This is a genomic window from Arthrobacter sp. 01L42, assembly GCF_056400005.1.
Map to the genome: position 1 here is coordinate 13,634 of NZ_JBFTSL010000034.1, position 18,028 is coordinate 31,661.

Below are 18,028 nucleotides of genomic sequence, written 5' to 3' on the forward strand. Positions count from 1 at the left end.
GTGTCCTACTTGGCGGGTGAGTAGTTGTAAATGGACGGAACGGCCTGCTGGATCTGGGGTGTGACGTCGACCTTGGCGTTGTGGTAGTACATCTGGTTGACGCGGAACAGCGGCGCGAACCAGGCCTGCTCCACCACGTACTTGTTCACTTCCTGGGCCAGCTTGCCCGCGTCAGCCCCGCCGTTGCGCACGGCGTCAATCTTGGCGTCGAGCTCCGGCGACGCGTTCTTGAACGGGTTGTAGAGCGCCTTGGTGGAGATGATCTGGTTGATGGCAACTGTCGGCTGGCCTTGGAAGAGGGAGAAGTACATGGTGGTGTACTTCTGTCCAGCCACATCGGAGGTGAAGGTGTTGGTGAGCGCGGCGCCAATCTTCAGGGTGATACCGACGTCTGCCAGCTGCTGCTGGACCACGGAAATCTGAGTCTGGAAGTCGGGGATGCTGGGGACTTCCAGGGTCACGCCGTTTTCATAGCCGGCTTCCTTGAGGAGCTGCTTGGCCTTGGCCGGATCGTAGCTGTAGTAGTTCTCCAGTTCTTCGGTCCAGGCGCCGCTGGCCTTGCCGAACGGCTGGGACGTCGGGGTGCCCTGGCCCAACAGGACCTGGTCGAGGATGGTCTTGCGGTCAAAGGCGTAGTTGATGGCCTGGCGGACCTTGACGTTCTGCAGTGCGGGGTTCTTGGCACCGTCACGGTCCAGGAGGAGCAGCCCCTGCCAGTCCACCTCGTTGGCGGCCAGCTTCATCTTGGCGCCTTCGGCCTGCTTGCCGTTCTTGGGGTCCAGGAGTGTGGCGTCCACCTGGCCGGAGACCAGGGCGTTGGTGCGGGCGGTGGGGTCGGTCAGGATCTTGAAGGTCAGCTTGGAGTACTTCTGCAGATCCTTGTTCCAGTAGTCCTTCCGGGCGGTGAACACGGTCTGGGAGTCCTTGACCGACGCGGCCTTGTCCATCACGTAGGGCCCGGAGCCCACCGGCTCGGTCTTGATGCCCTCGGTGCCGAGCGCCTTGGGGCTGCCCATCAGGCCGGCCGCCTGGCTGAGGAAGTACTCGAGGGCCGGGTCCGGGGTGCTGAGGTTGATGTCGATGGTATCGGCGTCCACAACGGCCACGTCCTTGACGGCATTGAGCTGGGCCATCTGCGGACCATTGGCCGTCTTGAAGTGGTCCATGTTGGCCTTGGCAGCCTCGGCGTCGAACTTTGCTCCGTCGCTGAAGGTGACGTCCGAGCGCAGGTCCACCGTCAGTTTGGTGTTTGCTGCGTTGTACTTCCAGGCCGTCGCCAGCATGGGGCTGAGCTTTCCGTCCGGCTCGCGCAGGATCAGGGTGTCGTAGACGGCCTGGTACGGCTGGAGGATATGGCCCACATGGGCCTGGGCCGGATCCCAGGACCGGACGTCCTGGATGGTGCCGAGCGTCAGGGACGTGGCTGTGGTGCCTGCGCCGCCTGCTGCGGCGCCGCCGCCACAGGCGGTGAGCGCGAGGGATGCGCTGAGGATGAGGGCAGCAGCTGCTGCCTTGGGACCGAACTTCATTGTTGGCTCCTTTGGATCGCTTCTCGAGGTCCGCTGCACGGACGTTGATGGCGGCAATGTGGCTTGGGCCACACCGCCGCTTGTGGGTTCAGCGTACGTTGGGTTGCCACATCTGGCAACCGGTTGTCATTATTTTTTGAATTATTGCGCCCAGGGGTGTTGCCGGGCACTTGGACGGAGCACGACGGTGCGCCTGGGGAGCGCACGCAGTGCGCAGGCACGACGTTCGCAGCGGAAAAGAAAGCGCAACGGAAGCCCGCGCGCCTGAGCCGGGTCGCGGCGGCGGCTTCGGTCAGGACACTTTTTCCTCAGAGCCGGGGTAGGACTGGCGGTAGAGTTCCTTCACGATCCGCAGCGACTTCGCCCCTTCGGCGGCGTCAATCCAGAACGGGCCCGGTTGCGCCAGTCCGGCATAGAAATCTGCGATCAGCAGGGCATGCGAAACGCCCCAGTAGGACCGGCCGCCGGATCCCTTGGCGCGTTCACGCACCACCTCGCTGCGCCCGTCGTCGTAAGTGACTGTCAGGTCCCCGCGCAGGCTCAATGCAGCCCTCTCGGTGCTGATGTCCAGCGTGCCGGGTGCGTTGACGGTGTTAGCCAGGGTGGCGTAGAAGACGGAGCGCGCCCCGCTGCTGTGCAGCGCTGCGAACTCCGCCGTGTCCTCCACCTCGATGGTTTCTGCCAGCGCATGGGTCGAGGCGCTGCCGGCGAGCGCGACGACGTCGCCCACCAGCCACTGCAGCAGGTCAACGGTGTGGATGGCCTGGTTCATCATCAGCCCGCCGCCGCCCTCGGCCCAGCTTCCGCGCCAGGGCCGGCTGAGGTAGTAATCGGCATTGCGGTGCCACATGACCGTGGCCGAGGCCCCCCGCACCTGGCCCAGCTCGCCGGAGTCCAGCAGCCGGCGCATTTCCTGCACCGGGGCGTTGTAGCGGTTCTGGAAGCACAGGGCAATTTTGGCCGTGCTGTCGGCAGCCGCGGCCAGCAGCCTTTCGCCCTCGGCCAGGGTGTGCGCCAGGGGCTTTTCCAGCACCACGTGGACCCCGCGGCGCAGGCATTCGATCGCTATCGCCGCGTGTTCGTGATGCGGGGTGGTGATGTGTACGACGTCGGGAGCTGCCACCTCCAGCATGTCGCGGTAGTCCTCGAAGCCGGGGACGCCGTGGGCCTCCTGCGCCGCCGCCCGGCGTGCCGGATCCGGGTCACAGACGGCCACCAATTCGGCGTCGTCCATCCCTGCAAGTGCTTCAAAGTGAACGACCGACACGTCGCCGCAGCCGATGATTGCCGCCTTTGGCATCCGGAGTTCCCTCTTTCCCTAGTGGTGGTGCATGCCTGCTAAAGAAGGCCGATTACACGAGTTCGATCTGGTTTTTCGCGGCCAGCGCGGCAAAGGCGCGGGCCGCGGTGCCGAAGGCCGCCGGGCCCGAGAAGCCGCCGAGTTCGTGGGCGCTGGCCAGGTGGGGTTCCAGCGAGGCGAAGCCGGCGTAACCGTCCGCCTTGAGGGCGGCGATGGTGGCGTCGAGTTCGCCGTCGCCCTCACCGGAGGGGACTACTTCCCCGGTGGTGGCGAGCGCGTCCTTGACCTGGAAGTACTCGAGGTAGGGGCGCAGCATGGCGTAGCCCTCGGTGTAGGGCTTGACGCCCACCTGGACGAAGTTGGCGTTGTCCCACGCGATGCGGAGCGCGGGCGAGTTCACGGATTCCATGATGTCCAGCACGCGCTGCGGGGTATCGCCATAGATGCCCTTTTCGTTTTCGTGCAGGAGCACGACGCCGGATTCCGCGGCGAGCGCCGCCAGCGCGCCCATACGGGCCAGGACGTCCTCGCGGATGTCTTCCGCGCTGCGCCCCTCGGCCCGGAAGAAGGAGAAAATGCGGACGTATTGTGTATCCAGCCCCCTGGCCACTGAGATGATTTGCCGGAGCCGTGCCAGCTCCTGCTCCACCGGCAGGCTCACGTCCACCTTCCCGATGGGGCTGGCCACGGCCGAGACCTTGAGGCCCTTTTCATCCAGGATTTCCTTGAGCCGGGCAACCTGCGCGGGCTCCAGCTCGGAGACGTTCGTGCCCCAGGCGCTGCGGACCTCGATGTGGCTTGCGCCCAGCGCCAGGAGCACGGCGGCCTGAACTGCCGGGTCCGGATCTATTTCGTCGCCGAAACCTGACAGCGACCAGACTGCGGGTGGTGTTTTGCTCACGCGGATCTCCTGGGTTTCGCGGCCGCCGCGGGCAGCTTCCGGCTCCGGCGCGGTGACGCAGTTCACAAACGGTGTGGGCCCCAGTCTAGCCAGCACCGCACTCAAATGACAACCGGTTGCCAATTTCTGACAATCTGTGGCATGCTTTGCTGACCGGCCCTGTGGCGGCAATCACAGCCCGGCCACGCGCCCCGGCCACCTCGGCCCGGCCACCACGTTCAGAGAGGAGCGCCGTGGCGACGACGCAACCAGCAGCAGTGGACCGCCCGGCCACCATCCATGACATCGCCGCGCTCTGCGGCGTGGCGGCCTCCACGGTTTCCCGTGCCCTCTCCACGCCGGACCGGGTCAACATCAGGACACGGCAGCGGATCGAGGCGGCCGCGGCCCGGCTGCACTACACACCCAACAGCCAGGCGAAGGCGCTGAGTTCCGGGCGCACGGGCGCGGTGGGAGTCCTGGTTCCGGATATCACCAACCCGTTCTACTTCGACCTCATCAGGGGAACCCAGCTCCAGCTCAAGGCGGCCGGGTACACCCAGTTGCTGGTGGACACGGAAGAGTCCGACGAGGTGGAGGCCAGCACCGTGGAGCAGCTGCGCAAGAGCGCTGACGGCATCATCGTTGCCGCATCCCGGCTCAGCGACGAAGCTCTGCTGAACGCGGCGGCGAAGATGCCCATGGTCGCGATCAACCGTGACGTGCCCGGCGTTCCCGCGGTCCTGATCGACACCCCGTCCGGCACCAGCCAGGCGCTGGACCACCTGATCTCGCTGGGGCACACCCGGGTGGCCTATGTGGCCGGCCCGACGACGTCGCAGTCCAGCGAACGGCGGTGGACCGCGCTGTCCGTGGCTGCCGAGGAACGCGGCGTGGAGGTGCGCCGGCTCGGTCCGTTCGCCCCCAAGACACAGTCCGGCGCGGCAGCCGCGGACGCCGCCGTCCACAGCGGGGTCACCGCCTGCCTCGCGTTCAACGACCTCATCGCCATCGGCATGCTCCAGCGCCTTCGCGAACGCGGCATCCGCGTCCCGCAGGACATGAGCATTGTGGGCTGCGACGACATCTTTGGCGCCGACTTCTGCAATCCGCCGCTGTCCACCATGGCCTCCCCGATCGAGCAGGCCGGCCGCGTGGCGGTGTCCATGCTGCTGGCCCAGCTGAACCCGCTCGCCGGCGGTGGCACCCGAAGCCGGTCCGTGATGCCCACCCATCTCACGGTCCGCGGCTCCACCGGTCCGGTGCGGCAGGCTCAATAGGCCCGGCGTCCGGGCCGGTGCCCAGTCAGGACCGGGCAGGCGTCGGCCGGCGGTGCGGTTTTCGCGGCGGTTCCGGACAGGGGCGCCGAATTCGGACCGGCGCACCGGGGATCCAAGTCGCAACGGTCCGAAACCGTAGCCGCCGTCCGGAACCGAAGCCATTTCGACGCCGGATCCGCTCGTCAGCCGCCGGTCCGGACGCAATAGTTGAGCGTTGTTGACACCGCTGACTAGGCTGTGAGGCATGCGTGAACTCCAGGCGAAGATCATCGAGGAAATGGGCGTGCAGCCCCGGATCGACCCTGCCGGGGAGGTGCGCAAACGCGTGACGTTCCTGAAGGAATACTTGACGGCCACCCACACCAAGGGCTTCGTCCTGGGCATCTCGGGCGGCCTGGACTCCTCCCTGGCCGGGCGGCTGGCCCAGCTGGCCGTCGAGGAACTCGAGGCCGAGGGCACCGAGGCGAACTTCGTGGCCGTGCGGCTGCCCTACGGCGTCCAGCATGACGAGGACGACGCGCAGGCGGCCCTGGACTTCGTGCGAGCCAAGACCGAATGGACGTTCAACATCTCGGCCGCAGTAGATGGCTTCGAGGACGAGTTCGAGAAGACCGTGGGCACGGAGATCTCCGATTTCCACAAGGGCAACACCAAGGCCCGGACCCGGATGATTGCCCAGTACGCCCTGGCCGGCGAGCACAATTACCTGGTGATCGGCACGGATCACGGCGCCGAGTCCGTCACGGGGTTCTTCACCAAGTTCGGCGACGGCGGCGCGGACATCCTGCCGCTGTTCGGCCTTAACAAGCGCCAGAACCGCGCCCTGCTGGCGGAACTCGGCGCACCGGCCCGGATCTGGGAAAAGGTTCCGACGGCGGATCTGCTGGACGGCAAGCCGGGCCGCACCGACGAGGACGAACTCGGCCTGGGCTACGACCTGATCGATGACTACCTCGAGGGCCGTGACGTACCCGATGCCGCTGCCGAACGGATCGAGGCGATGTACCTGCGGACCCGCCACAAGCGCTCGGTCCCGGTGACGATTTTCGACACCTGGTGGAAATAGCCTGAGCCGAGAGCCCCGGGCCGGGCTGCAGGCTCGCCCCGCGGGGGTCCAATCACGGGATCAGCACGAGTTTGCCCCGGACATGGCCTGCGCGGCTGATGCCCAGTGCCCGGGCCGCATCGGTGAGGGGAATCCGCTCCTGGATACTGAAGCGGAGCTTTCCCCCGGCCGACAGCCGGGCCGCCTCCGCTACCCGTCCGTCCAGCAGCCTGACCGGTGCAATTCCGGCGGCGTTGGCCTCCTTTCCAGGCACTGTGGTCACCGCGGCGCCGTGGCCGCCAAGCAAATGGACCGTCGCCGTCGTCGTCTCCTCCCCGCCAAAGGTGTCCAGGACGGCGGTGATGGTGCCCAGTGCGCGGACGCGTTCCACGAGCCCTTCGCCGTAGGCCACCGGCACGGCGCCGAGGCCGCGCAAATAGTCGTGGTTCTGCTCTGAAGCGGTGCCAATGATCCGGGCGCCGAGGTGCCGCGCGATCTGGACTGCCGCAGAGCCGACCCCGCCCGCCGCGCCGTGGATGAGGACCGTGTCCCCCACGCCAATGCCAAGCTGAAGCAGCGCCGAATACGCTGTGCCGCCAGCTATCGCGACGCACGCCGCCTGCTCGAAATCGATGCCCGCGGGCTTTGGCGTCAGCTGGTCGGCCGGAAAATTGGCCGCGGCACGGTAGGCCCCAGAAATGCCATTCCAGATGACGTCGTCGCCCACCTCATGGCCGGTCACGCCGGGGCCAACGGCGGTCACGATTCCTGCCGCCTCACAGCCGGGAACTGCAGGGAAGTCCAGGGCAAGGTAGGGCTCCAGGTAGCCGGCGACGACTTTCCAGTCCACCGGGTTGACGCCGACGGCGCGGATTCCCACCTGGACCTCGTTCTCCCTCGGAACCGGCGGTTTCTCCTCGCCAACGGTGACGACGTCCGGGCTGCCATAGTGATCGAAAGAGATCTTGGTGTCTTTCATGAGGCTTTGCTCCTTCGGCTCGACGCGCTGCGGCCTGTGCTGCCAGCTTCTGGCACAAGCGGCGGCTGCGCAAGGGTCGCCCGGCAAGTTGAATTGTCCGAGGCGGCCTGAGCCGAACCGGGGCCGTGACGAGGGTCAGGCGCCTGGCGAGCGGGTCAGCAGCGTGGAGATCCGGTGCGCTTCTTCCAGGAGCAGCCGCCCCAGCTGCGGACGCCGGTCCTCCCGGAAGCGCGGTTCGATGCCGGTCAGGGACAGCGCCCAGGCGGGGCGGCCCCGCTGGTCGAAGACCGCCGCACCCATCCCCCAGCTGCCTTCCAGGACCAGCCCCGGATTGACCGAATAGCCGGCCTGCCGCGTCGCTTCCAGGTTCTCCCTGACCAGTGCTGCGGTGTGCGCGGCCGCAAAGCTGCCGGCGTGGGCTGCCCAGTTGGCGAGCAGTTCTTCCTGCTCGTGTGCCGGCAGGAAGGCCATGATGGCGGTGCCGGCGGAGGCGACGCCCAGCGGGAACCGCACCCCCTCGTGCAGCACGAAGGAACGGACCGGGAAGCTGCCTTCTTCCCGGAGCAGGCACACGGTCTCGTTGCCGCGGCGGATGGAGAAGAAAGCGCTTTCGCCGGTCTCTTCGGCCAGGCGGCGCAGGCTCGGCCTCGCGATGTCCTCCAGGGGGAAGCGCGCCGAGGCCACGGACCCCAGCAGCAGGATCTCCGGTCCCAGGACCCAGTTGCCGCTGCCCGGGTCCTGGTCCAGCAGCCCTTCGGCCGCGAGCGAGCTCAGCAGCCGGTGCACGGTGGGCCGTGTTAGGCCGGATTCGCGCACGAGCTCCACCAGGGGGCAGCCCTCCGGCTTCCGGCCGACCAGGCGCAGCAGGCCGGCTGCCCGGCTGACCACCTGGGCGCCCTGGACGGGGGTTGTATTCATTGCTTGCCTCACGTCGGCCCGGAACTGAGTGATGCTGTCACCCACGTTGCTTTTACCCGATTTTACCATCAGGTATCCACATAATGGATAGTGCCAAGGGTAGCGTCCACACTGTAAACTCCGCCAATTTGCGGGGAAACTCCACGTTGACAGTGGTCTGTGACACACCATAGGCTCCTTCTTCAGACATGGAGTCCACAAAGTGGATTGCCGGGGTGGATAGCAAGACGAGCTCAATGAGGAGATGCAATGTCAAAGGTGAAATCCGGGGCAGCGGCCGCTTTGCAGGACGTACTGCGCGACGGCATGACGCTCGCCGTCGGCGGTTTCGGGCTCAGCGGGATCCCCGCTGACCTGATTGAGGCGGTGCGGGACTCCGGGGTGAAGGACCTGACGGTCGTCTCCAACAACATGGGCGTGGACGGCAAGGGCCTCGGGGTCCTGATCGAGGGCGGCCAGGTCCGTAAGGTCATCGCGTCCTACGTTGGGGAAAACAAGCTCTTCGCCGAGCAGTACCTCGCCGGCCAGCTGGAGGTGGAGTTCACCCCGCAGGGCACCCTTGCTGAGCGGTTGCGCGCTGGCGGCGCCGGCATCCCGGCGTTCTACACGAAGACCGGCGTGGGCACCCTCGTCGCCGAAGGCAAGCCGCTGGCGAAGTTCGACGGCGAGACCTATGTCCAGGAGCGCGCCATCAAGGCCGACGTCGCCCTGGTTCACGCCCACACGGCCGACACCGACGGCAACCTGATCTACCGGTATACCGCGCAGAACTTCAATCCGGTGGTGGCTAGCGCCGGAGCCGTGACGGTCGCCGAGGCCGAAGTGATCGTCGAACCCGGCCAGCTGGACCCGAACCACATCATCACCCCCGGCGTGTTCGTCCAGCGCCTGGTCCAGGCCAGCGGCCGCGTCAAGGACATCGAACAGCGCACCGTCCGCCCGCGGCCCGCAGCGGAAGCGGCGGCGGCGCAGGCCGCCTCCGCCGTCACCGCCACCGTCTAATCCGGCCCGAGCGCCGCCCACCCCCGGGCGCGCCGGCGTTGGCGCCCCACCCTTTGCACCCTGACTTTCCAAGGAGAACCACCATGGCCTGGACCCGAGATGAAATGGCCGCAATCGCGGCCGAAGAACTGAACGACGGCGACTACGTCAACCTTGGCATCGGCATCCCCACGCTGGTGGCCAACAACCTGCCCGACGGCGTCCGCGTTGTCCTGCAGAGCGAGAACGGCCTGCTCGGCATGGGCCCATTCCCTTTCGAGGGCGAGGAAGACGCGGACCTGATCAACGCCGGCAAGCAGACCGTCACGGTCCTGCCCGGCGGCAGCATCTTCGACTCCGCGACGTCCTTCGGCATGATCCGCGGCGGCCACGTGAAGGTCGCGATCCTCGGTGCCATGCAGGTCTCCGGTGCCGGCGACCTCGCCAACTGGACCATCCCCGGCAAGATGGTCAAGGGCATGGGAGGCGCCATGGACCTCGTAGCCGGCACCCCGCGCGTCGTGGTCCTGACCGAGCACAACGCCAAGGACGGCAGCGCCAAGATCGTCAAGGAATGCACGCTGCCGCTCACCGGGCTCAGCTGCGTGGACCGCATCATCAGCGACCTCGCGGTCTTCGACCTTGTGAAGAATGAACACAAAGCAGGCGGCGGGCGGAAGCTCACGCTCAGGCGCCTCGCGCCCGGCGTCACCGTGGAGGAAATCCGCGAAAAAACCGAAGCCGACTTCGATGTCGCGCTCGAATTTGAAGGAGCGACGGCATGAGCCTCAAAGACCAGTTCGGCAAGGACGTCCTGCTCACCGGCTGGGGCCACAGCCGGTTCGGCAAGCTGAGCGAAGAAACCCTGGAGTCCCTGATCGTGCAGGTCGCCACCGAGGCGATCGGCAACGCCGGGATCGAGCCCGGCCAGATCGATGAGATTTACCTCGGCCAGTTCAACTCCGGCATGATGCCGCTGGCCTTCCCGTCCTCCCTCGCACTGCAGGTCTCGGATCAGCTGGCCAACGTTCCCTCCACTCGGGTGGAGAACGCCTGCGCCTCCGGCTCGGCCGCATTCCAGCAGGGCACCAAGTCCCTGCTTGCCGGCACCGCGAAGACCGTCCTGGTGATCGGCGCCGAAAAGATGACCCACGCCGGGGCCGACGTCGTGGGCGCGGCCCTGCTCGGCGCGGACTACGACATGGCCGGCAAGCCCTCCACCACCGGGTTCACCGGGCTCTTCGCGGAGGTCGCGAAGCACTACGGCAAGCGCTACGGCGACAGCAACGGAAAGCTCGGCGACGTCCTGGGCACCATCGCGGCGAAGAACCACCGCAACGGCGTCGACAACCCCTACGCCCAGCTACGCAAGGACCTCGGCGAGGAGTTCTGCCGCACCGTCTCGGACAAGAACCCGATGGTGGCCGATCCGCTGCGCCGCACCGACTGCTCCCCCGTCTCCGACGGCGCCGCCGCCGTCGTCCTCAGCGTTGCCCCTACCGGCGGGGCAACCGCCCCGGTGCGGCTCGCCGGCTTCGGCCAGGCGAACGATTTCTTCCCCGCCGAGCGCCGGGACCCGACCGAATTCGCCGCCACACGCGCCTCCTGGCAGCGGGCCCTGGGGATGGCCGGCGTCGGGCTGGAGGAGCTCGACTTCGCGGAAGTCCACGACTGCTTCACCATTGCCGAACTGCTCATGTACGAGGCCATGGGGCTGACCGAACGCGGCCAGGGCGCCCGGGCGCTGGAAGAAGGCTGGGTCTTCAAGGACGGCAAGCTGCCGGTAAACGTATCGGGCGGGCTCAAGGCCAAGGGCCACCCCGTCGGCGCCACCGGCGTCTCCCAGCACGTCATCGCCGCGATGCAGCTCACCGGGACCGCCGGCGACATGCAGCTGGCCAACCCGCGCCGGGCCGCGGTGCAGAACATGGGCGGCGTGGGCATCGCCAACTACGTCAGCGTGCTCGAAGCCCTCTAAAGCAACGCGGGGTCAGATACAGCCCATGCCGGGCGGGTTGATGGGCCGTATCTGACCCCGCGTTGCTTGTCCTCGCCTGCGTGGCCGGCATGCCACGGGACTAAACTCGTTCCCAGCCCATCCACCACAATGCGAGGAGCACCCATGCGCGCCACCATCATCCACGGTCCCGGCGACATCCGAGTCGAAGACCGCGACTACCCCACCCTCCAGCTGCCCACCGACGTCATCGTGAAGGTCACCGCCTCCTGCGTCTGCGGCTCGGACCTCTGGCCGTACCGCGGGGTCAAGCCCACCCACAAGCCGTCCGCGATCGGGCACGAGTTCATCGGAACGGTCGAAAGCATCGGCGACGACATCAAAGACCTCGCCGTGGGCGACTACGTGATCGCCCCGTTCGTGGTCAGCTGCGGCGCGTGCCCGCAGTGCCTCGACGGCGTCACGGTGGCCTGCGACCACCTCGCCGGCTGGGGCGGCAAGGATGACACCGGCCACGGGATCGACGGCGGCCAGGGCCAGGCCGTGCGCGTACCGCTCGCCGAGTCCACGCTGGTCAAGGTCCCGGGCGTCACCGACCCGGACGACGCCCTCCGCGCCAGCCTGCTCACGCTCTCCGACGTCATGGCCACCGGCCACCACGCAGCCCTCGCGGCCAAGGCCGGTCCCGGCCGGACGGTCGTGGTGGTCGGCGACGGCGCCGTCGGGCTCTGCGGCGTCCTGGCCGCCAAGCGCCTCGGCGCGGAGCGGATCATCGCCATGTCACGGCACGCCGACCGCCAGGCGATCGCCCGCGAATTCGGGGCCACGGACATCGTCGCCGAACGCGGGGACGAGGGCGTCGCCAAGGTCCGCGAATTGCTTGGCGGTGTGCTCGCCGACTCCGTGCTGGAGTGCGTGGGTACCAAGGAATCCATGGAACAGGCCCTGCACAGCGTCCGCCCTGGCGGCGCCCTCGGCTTTGTCGGCGTCCCCACCGGCGGCGCCGAAGCCCCGCTGCGCTTCCTGTTCGACACCAACATCTCGATCGGCGGCGGCATGGCCCCGGCCAGGACGTACATCCCGGAACTGCTGGCGGACGTGCTGAACGGCACCATCAATCCGGGCCGCGTGTTCGACTCGGTCATGCCGCTTGAGGAGGCACCCGAGGCCTACCGCGCGATGGACGAACGGCGCGCCATCAAGGTCCTCCTGACCCCCTAGCCGGGATCTCGACGGCGGCCGCGCTTGCACCCGCGCGGCCGCCCGCGCCGGCCTAGCTGTACTGCTAGCTCCCGCCCTTGCACGGGCAAGGACGAGGGTCTAGCGTGAAGCGCATCAGCATCCGCCGCCGTCAAGGGAGCCGTCATGGCCAGGTTCGTGCAGATCATCGAATTTCAGACCTCCCGCATTGAGGAGATCGAGCAACTCGGCCGGCCCTCCAGGACGGAGGGAACCACTGCCCCGACCTTCCGCCGCATCATGGCCACCGCAGACCGCGACCGCCCCGGAACGTACCTCACGATCGTGGAATTCGACTCCTACGAGTCGGCCATGGAGAACTCCAACCGGCCCGAGACCTCCGAATTCGCCGCGCAGATGGCCGCCCTGTGCGACGGCCCTCCGGTCTTCCGCAACCTGGATCTTATGTGGGAAGACACCGGCGAGGCCGACGCCGGCCAGTAGGCCGGCAGGCTCGCTTGGCGGAGGTGCCGCCGCGCCGCCGGACTCAGGACCCGGAGGCCGCCCGCGGCTTGAATACGTGGCGTGAACACGTGGATTGAAGACGCGGACAGGACGTGGGAGCAGGGAAATGGGTTCTGCAGATGGCAGGGCGCCGGAAAGTCTCGTCATGGATCTCAGCGCACTGGGTTCCGCTCCCCTGCCGCTCGTGGGCGGAAAGGCCCTGAACCTCGGCAAGCTCACGGCCGCCGGATTCCGCGTACCCCGTGGATTCTGCCTCACCACGGTTGCCTACCGAAAGGCGGCCCCGGCCGAACTGGACGCGCTGGCGGCCCGGCTGGACGCCGCGCGGCCCGGCCCTTCGAACGACGACGAAACAGACAACGGCGAACCAGGCGACGGCGAACCAGGCGACGGCGGCTCCCGCCCCGGCCAGCCAGGCCGCCCCGGGTTGGCCCGGCCCGGACCGGACCTGGGCGAACTGGCCCGGCAGGCGCGGGAAATGATCGTGACCGCGCCGATTCCCGCCGACGTCGATGCCGCCCTTCGCGGCGCGTATGCCGCGCTCGGCAGCCGGGCCACAGTGGCGGTCAGGTCCTCCGCCACCGCCGAGGACCTGCCCTTCGCCAGCTTCGCCGGCCAGCAGGATTCCTTCCTGAACATCTCCGGAGCCGACGCCGTGGTCGAGTCGGTCCGGCGCTGCTGGGCCTCACTCTGGACCGAACGGGCCGTGGCCTACCGCGCCGCCAACGGGATCAGCCACCGTGAGGTGGGGCTCGCCGTCGTCGTCCAGGACCTCATCACCGCCACCAGCGCCGGCGTGCTCTTCACCGCCAATCCCGTGACGGGCACCCGGACTGAAACGGTCATCGATGCGAGCGCGGGGCCCGGCCAGGCGGTGGTCTCCGGCAGCGTGAACCCGGACCATTTCGTCGTGGATACGGCCACGGGACGCATCCTCCTCCGTTCACCGAAGGGGACGGCAGTCCGGCGGCGGCCGAGCCTGGACGACGCCCGGATCAGCGAACTCACGGCCCTCGGCGATACCGTCCAGCGGCTGTTCGGTACACCCCAGGATGTGGAATGGGTGATCGACGCAGCGGGCAGGATCTGGGTGACCCAGTCGCGGCCCATCACCACGTTGTATCCGCTGCCGGAGCCTGCGGCCGCCGAACCGCTCGGCGCGGAGGCAGGGGCCGACGCCGACCCCCGCGTCTACCTGTGCGGCACCTTGCTCCAGGGCCTGACCAGGCCCCTGACCCCCATGGGGCTCTCCGTGCTGGGCTCAATGCGGAACCGCAACGGGCCGTGGCGGTACGTCAACCCGGGATTGCGGATGTATGTCGACGTGACGCCCATGGTGCGCAACAGGTACGGCCGCCGCTACCTGCTGCGGATGCTGCCGCTGGCGGACGGCAGGTCCGGCGCGGTTTTTCCGGCACTCCTGGATGACCCGCGGTTCGGCGTGCGCAAACGGCCGTCCCGGCGGGCACGGCACGGTGCAGCGGGCAGGCTGGCCCCCCGACAGGCGGGGACTGGCAGCGGCGCAGCGGGCAATAGCGCAGGGCGCGATCCCGGAACCATGGCCGGCCTGGGCCTGACGGTCCGGCTGCTTCCGTCCCTGGCGCGGGCCGCGGTGCGGCCGTCCGCCGAACTGCGCCGCGCCTTCGATTACGGAAATCGCCTTCAATCCGAGCTTGTCCTGCCGGAGCCGGCCACCACTTTTGGCCGGCTCGATCACGCCCAGCGCATCCTGGAGAACACCGTGGACGGGCTGATCTTGGCGACGCTGCCCGGACCGTCCGTTGGGTACCTCATGCTGGCCGGGGCGCGCAGGCTGCTGCGCGGCATCGCGGCACCGCGGGAACTCGAGGCCGTGTTGCGGGGTCTGCCCAACAATGTCACCACCGAGATGGACCTCGAGCTCTGGCAACTGGCCGTCACCATCGGCGCGCATGCCGCGTCCCGGGAGGTGTTCCTGGCCCACGGGCCAAGGGAACTGGCCGCCCTGTACCAGGCCGGCTCGCTGCCCGCAGTGGCACAGACCGGCCTGCACGGGTTCCTGGACCGTTACGGCCACCGCGCCGTGGCGGAGATCGACCTTGGCATGCCGCGGTGGTCGGAGAAGCCGGACCATATCCTCGGGATGATCTCGAACTACCTTCATGTGGCCGACCCCGAGCAGGCGCCCGACCGGCAGTTCGCCCGCGCCGAGGAACATGCCGAGGCCAGGATCCGCAGCCTGGTGGAACGGACCAGGGTCCGGAGCCGGATCCGTGCCCGGCTGGTGGAATTCTGCCTGCGCCGGACCCGCCAGCTGTCCGGACTGCGCGAACTGCCCAAGTTCTACATCATCCTCGCCCTCGCGGAAATGCACCGCCAGCTCAACGCGATCGGCATCGAGCTGGCCCGGTCCGGTGCGATCGCCGCCGCGGACGACGTGTATTTCCTGGAATTCGACGAGGTCCGTGTGGGTTTGCGGGGTGCCGACCTCAAGGGCATCGTCGCGGGCCGCCACCGGATCTACGACGTCGAACTGCGCCGGCGCCGGATTCCCCGGCTCCTGCTCTCCGACGGCACGGACGTCGAGGCGGCCGTGATGGCCAAGTCCCCCGCTTCCGGCGCCCTCGCCGGGACACCGGCGTCGGCCGGCACCGCCACCGGAACGGTCCGGGTCATCCTGGATCCGGTGGGCGCGCACCTTGAGCCCGGGGAAATCCTTGTGGCACCCTCCACCGACCCCGGCTGGACGCCGCTGTTCATGACGGCCGGCGCCTTGGTGATGGAAATGGGCGGGGTGATCTCGCACGGCGCCGTGGTGGCCCGCGAATACGGCATCCCGGCGGTGGTGGGCGTGCCGGACGCGACCACCCGTTTGCGGACCGGTGAGACCGTGACCGTGGACGGATCGGCCGGAACGGTGCGGCAGGTGGATTCCCCGCTCTCCCCTGCGACGGCCGCCGGCAGCCTGGCTGGCTGAGCGTGAACCTCCGGACCGGCCGGCGCCGGGCCTTCGAATTGCAGCGGGACCTCCGCCACGCCGCCAGCAGGGGGCTATGTTAGTTAGATGGCGTCTGCCGGCAGTAACGCACAGGGCGGCCCGGTTCCCGAGGGCTTTGGTTCGGGGCTGGTGGACGATGCCGCCCGCCGGGACGCCGCGTTGCCCGACTTCGACTGGGCCGTCCTTCCGGCAGGCGTGATGCGCGGTGAGTTCGAGGCACCGAGCGGGACCTTGGCGACGATCGCTGCCGGAGATCCCGGGAAGCCGCGCGTCCTGCTAGTCCCGGGCGCGACCGGCTCCAAGGAAGACTTCATCCTCATGCTGCCCGAGCTCGCCGCGGCCGGATACTTCGTCCTCAGCTGCGACATCGCCGGGCAGTACGAATCCGCCCAGGCCGGGCCCGAAAACCTCGTTCCGCCCCGGAATTGCTACGACTACGAGCTGTTCCGCGACGATCTCCTGGCCTTGCTGGACACCGATCAAGGCGCGGTGCACGTCGTGGGGTATTCCTTCGCGGCGGTGGTTGCCCAGCTGGCGTTCGTCCAGCGGCCAGAAAAGTTCCGCAGTCTGACCCTCATCAGCTGCCCGCCGGAGCCGGGGCAGAGCCTCCGCTACGTGCGCCTGGCTGGCTGGGTCAGCTGTTGGGTCACCTCCAGGGTCGGCACCGCATTAATGATTTGGGGCATCCGCAGCAATATTGCCCGGGTGGCGCCGCAGCGGCTGCGGTTCGTCAGGAGCCGGTTCGCGTTCACGCGCCGCGCCTCGGTGGTCGACATCATCGGCCTTATGAAGCACACCCCGGATCTGCGGCGGGTGCTGGCGGCCGCGACGCTGCCAAAGCTTGTCGCAGTCGGCGAACACGACCTCTGGCCGCTGGCGTTGCACCGGAGCTTCGCGCAGTCGATCGGTGCGCGGATTTCGGTCTACCGCGCGGGCCACAGCCCGTCCGAGACCTCGCCGTACCAGATCAGCCGGGACCTGATTGCGCTCTTCGACGCCACCGTCTCGGCCTGACGAAAGCGGCCGGCCGGGACGAAGACCCCCGTCAGACCCTTGCACCGCGGCCCGTCGCACCGTACGTTGGGGACAGCGGACGAATGTCTCCGCAGCCGTTGGCCTTATGGCCGCCGGAGATCAGCAGCATTTCAGAAGGATAAAGGCATGGCTACAGGCACAGTTAAATGGTTCAACGCCGAAAAGGGTTTTGGCTTCATTGCCCCGGATGACGGGTCGGCCGACGTTTTCGCCCACTACTCGGCAATCGCTACCAGCGGCTACCGTTCGCTGGACGAGAACCAGAAGGTTGAATTCGACGTCACGCAGGGCCCGAAGGGCCCGCAGGCTGAGAACATCCGCCCGCTCTAAGTACTCCGGAAAAAGCCCCGGCCGCCTGGCCGGGACACTTTCCCCGAAGACCACAACGCCCCTCCGGAGGATTCCTCCGGAGGGGCGTTTGTGTTCGAGGCGCTTGTGTTCGAGGCGCTTGTGGCCTTGCGCCTGCCGCCTGGCGCGGTCTCAGCCGACGTGGACCCAGGGCCGCTTGGTCACGTCGGGTTCGGCCTCGCGCAGCACTTCGCGCGTGACCGGGGCGATCTCGCCTTCGCCGAAAGCCAGGAACCGCAGGAGGTTGGTGAACGGGTTTCCCTCCGTCCAGCGGAAGTAGATGTGCGGCATCAGCCCGGTGACGTCGCGGATGTGCAGCAGCACGGAGGCGATCGTGTTCGGAACAACTGGCCCGTGGACCTCCAGGATCTGGTACCCGTGCCGGCTGACCCCGCGGACCTCGAGCGCGGTCTCAAAGTCGGAGGAGTCGTCCACCACCACTTCGAGGAACAGTGCCTGGGAGTCCAGCGGGAGGTGGCTGACCTCGATCGCGGACGTGAGCTTGTCCAGGTACGCCTGGGCAGTGAGACGCAGCGGCTCGTGGGCGATGATCGCGATGGGGCCGGATTCATTGGCGGCCAGGAATTCCAGGGCCGGGGTGTCCATCCGCACATGCGTGGCATGGAGCTCGAAGGAGCGCCGGATGCGCGAGAGCAGGGAGATCACGATGATCCCGATGATAAAGAACGCGGCGATCCGGATGCCTTCGGGCCGCTCGAAGATGTTGACCACCGTGGTGTAGATGAACACGACGGCAATGATGCCGAACCCGATGGTGCGCTTGCGCTGCTGTCGGCCGCGCGCGGACAACGTCACGGCAATCGCCGCCGACGTCATCAGGACCAGGACACCGGTGGCGTAGGCACCGCCCTGGGCGTCGACGTCGGCGTCGAACAGCCAGGTGATCAGGAACCCCACCAGGGTGAACACCAGGACCAGCGGCCTGACGGCCCTTGCCCACCCGGGGGCCATGCCGTACCGGGGCAGGTAGCGCGGCACGAGGTTCAGCAGCCCGGCCATGGCGGAGGCGCCGGCGAACCACAGGATGGCGATGGTGCTCAGATCGTAGACGGTGCCGAATCCGTTTCCCAGGTA

15 protein-coding genes and 1 pseudogene are annotated in these 18,028 nt (G+C 67.9%); 10 read left to right on the top strand and 6 right to left on the bottom strand.

Annotation, left to right across the window (positions count from 1 at the left end):
- Positions 1 to 5: 5 nt before the first annotated feature.
- The 3 genes from AC1DN2_RS20930 to AC1DN2_RS20940 all read right to left on the bottom strand — a co-directional run bounded on the left by AC1DN2_RS20930 (position 6) and on the right by AC1DN2_RS20940 (position 3,730).
- Entirely contained in the window at positions 6 to 1,529 is a 1,524-nt protein-coding gene (locus AC1DN2_RS20930; RefSeq protein ID WP_230008163.1) for an ABC transporter substrate-binding protein, read from the bottom strand.
- Between the two features lie 292 nt (positions 1,530 to 1,821).
- Positions 1,822 to 2,829, bottom strand: a complete 1,008-nt coding sequence (locus AC1DN2_RS20935; RefSeq protein ID WP_476851821.1) for a Gfo/Idh/MocA family protein — start codon at positions 2,827 to 2,829, stop codon at positions 1,822 to 1,824.
- 52 nt (positions 2,830 to 2,881) lie between these two features.
- A complete protein-coding gene (locus AC1DN2_RS20940) occupies positions 2,882 to 3,730 on the bottom strand; it encodes a sugar phosphate isomerase/epimerase family protein (RefSeq protein ID WP_476851822.1) in 849 nt (282 codons plus the stop codon).
- Between the two features lie 233 nt (positions 3,731 to 3,963).
- Here AC1DN2_RS20940 and AC1DN2_RS20945 point away from each other — a divergent pair, with 233 nt between their 5' ends.
- Both AC1DN2_RS20945 and nadE read left to right on the top strand, forming a co-directional pair.
- The gene (locus tag AC1DN2_RS20945) at positions 3,964 to 4,989 is read left to right on the top strand and encodes a LacI family DNA-binding transcriptional regulator (RefSeq protein ID WP_223914562.1); all 1,026 of its coding nucleotides are present in this window, start codon (positions 3,964 to 3,966) and stop codon (positions 4,987 to 4,989) included.
- A gap of 244 nt (positions 4,990 to 5,233) precedes the next feature.
- On the top strand, positions 5,234 to 6,055 hold the full coding sequence (gene nadE, locus AC1DN2_RS20950) for an ammonia-dependent NAD(+) synthetase (protein WP_476851823.1): 822 nt from the start codon (positions 5,234 to 5,236) through the stop codon (positions 6,053 to 6,055).
- A gap of 52 nt (positions 6,056 to 6,107) precedes the next feature.
- Here the strand turns inward: nadE and AC1DN2_RS20955 are convergent, their stop codons facing one another.
- Together AC1DN2_RS20955 and AC1DN2_RS20960 are read right to left on the bottom strand one after the other, a co-directional pair.
- Positions 6,108 to 7,013 (bottom strand): NADP-dependent oxidoreductase, encoded by a 906-nt coding sequence (locus tag AC1DN2_RS20955; protein WP_476851824.1) that lies wholly within the window; start codon positions 7,011 to 7,013, stop codon positions 6,108 to 6,110.
- A gap of 135 nt (positions 7,014 to 7,148) precedes the next feature.
- Positions 7,149 to 7,931 (bottom strand): IclR family transcriptional regulator, encoded by a 783-nt coding sequence (locus AC1DN2_RS20960; RefSeq protein ID WP_459383707.1) that lies wholly within the window; start codon positions 7,929 to 7,931, stop codon positions 7,149 to 7,151.
- Positions 7,932 to 8,180: 249 nt separating this feature from the next.
- Between AC1DN2_RS20960 and AC1DN2_RS20965 the strand changes: the two genes are divergently transcribed.
- The 8 genes from AC1DN2_RS20965 (at position 8,181) to AC1DN2_RS21000 (ending at position 16,915) form a co-directional block, all read left to right on the top strand.
- Positions 8,181 to 8,933 (top strand): CoA transferase subunit A, encoded by a 753-nt coding sequence (locus AC1DN2_RS20965; protein WP_476851825.1) that lies wholly within the window; start codon positions 8,181 to 8,183, stop codon positions 8,931 to 8,933.
- A gap of 83 nt (positions 8,934 to 9,016) precedes the next feature.
- The gene (locus AC1DN2_RS20970; RefSeq protein ID WP_476851826.1) at positions 9,017 to 9,697 is read left to right on the top strand and encodes a CoA transferase subunit B; all 681 of its coding nucleotides are present in this window, start codon (positions 9,017 to 9,019) and stop codon (positions 9,695 to 9,697) included.
- A complete protein-coding gene (locus tag AC1DN2_RS20975) occupies positions 9,694 to 10,890 on the top strand; it encodes an acetyl-CoA acetyltransferase (protein WP_476851827.1) in 1,197 nt (398 codons plus the stop codon). The genes AC1DN2_RS20970 and AC1DN2_RS20975 overlap by 4 nt, the downstream gene beginning before the upstream one ends.
- Before the next feature lie 144 nt (positions 10,891 to 11,034).
- Positions 11,035 to 12,090 carry a zinc-dependent alcohol dehydrogenase family protein gene (locus AC1DN2_RS20980; protein WP_476851828.1) on the top strand — a complete coding sequence of 352 codons (1,056 nt, stop codon included), beginning with the start codon at positions 11,035 to 11,037 and terminating at the stop codon, positions 12,088 to 12,090.
- 144 nt (positions 12,091 to 12,234) lie between these two features.
- Positions 12,235 to 12,552, top strand: coding sequence for a hypothetical protein (locus AC1DN2_RS20985; protein ID WP_079552423.1), 318 nt, complete (start codon positions 12,235 to 12,237; stop codon positions 12,550 to 12,552).
- A 166-nt stretch (positions 12,553 to 12,718) separates the two neighbouring features.
- Positions 12,719 to 15,529 (top strand): PEP/pyruvate-binding domain-containing protein, encoded by a 2,811-nt coding sequence (locus tag AC1DN2_RS20990; protein WP_476851829.1) that lies wholly within the window; start codon positions 12,719 to 12,721, stop codon positions 15,527 to 15,529.
- Between the two features lie 87 nt (positions 15,530 to 15,616).
- Complete coding sequence (locus AC1DN2_RS20995) at positions 15,617 to 16,564, top strand: alpha/beta fold hydrolase (protein ID WP_476851830.1); 948 nt, start codon at positions 15,617 to 15,619, stop codon at positions 16,562 to 16,564.
- 147 nt (positions 16,565 to 16,711) lie between these two features.
- Positions 16,712 to 16,915, top strand: a complete 204-nt coding sequence (locus AC1DN2_RS21000; RefSeq protein ID WP_009357211.1) for a cold-shock protein — start codon at positions 16,712 to 16,714, stop codon at positions 16,913 to 16,915.
- 150 nt (positions 16,916 to 17,065) lie between these two features.
- Here the strand turns inward: AC1DN2_RS21000 and AC1DN2_RS21005 are convergent.
- Positions 17,066 to 18,028: pseudogene (locus AC1DN2_RS21005) on the bottom strand (amino acid transporter); the annotation flags it as partial.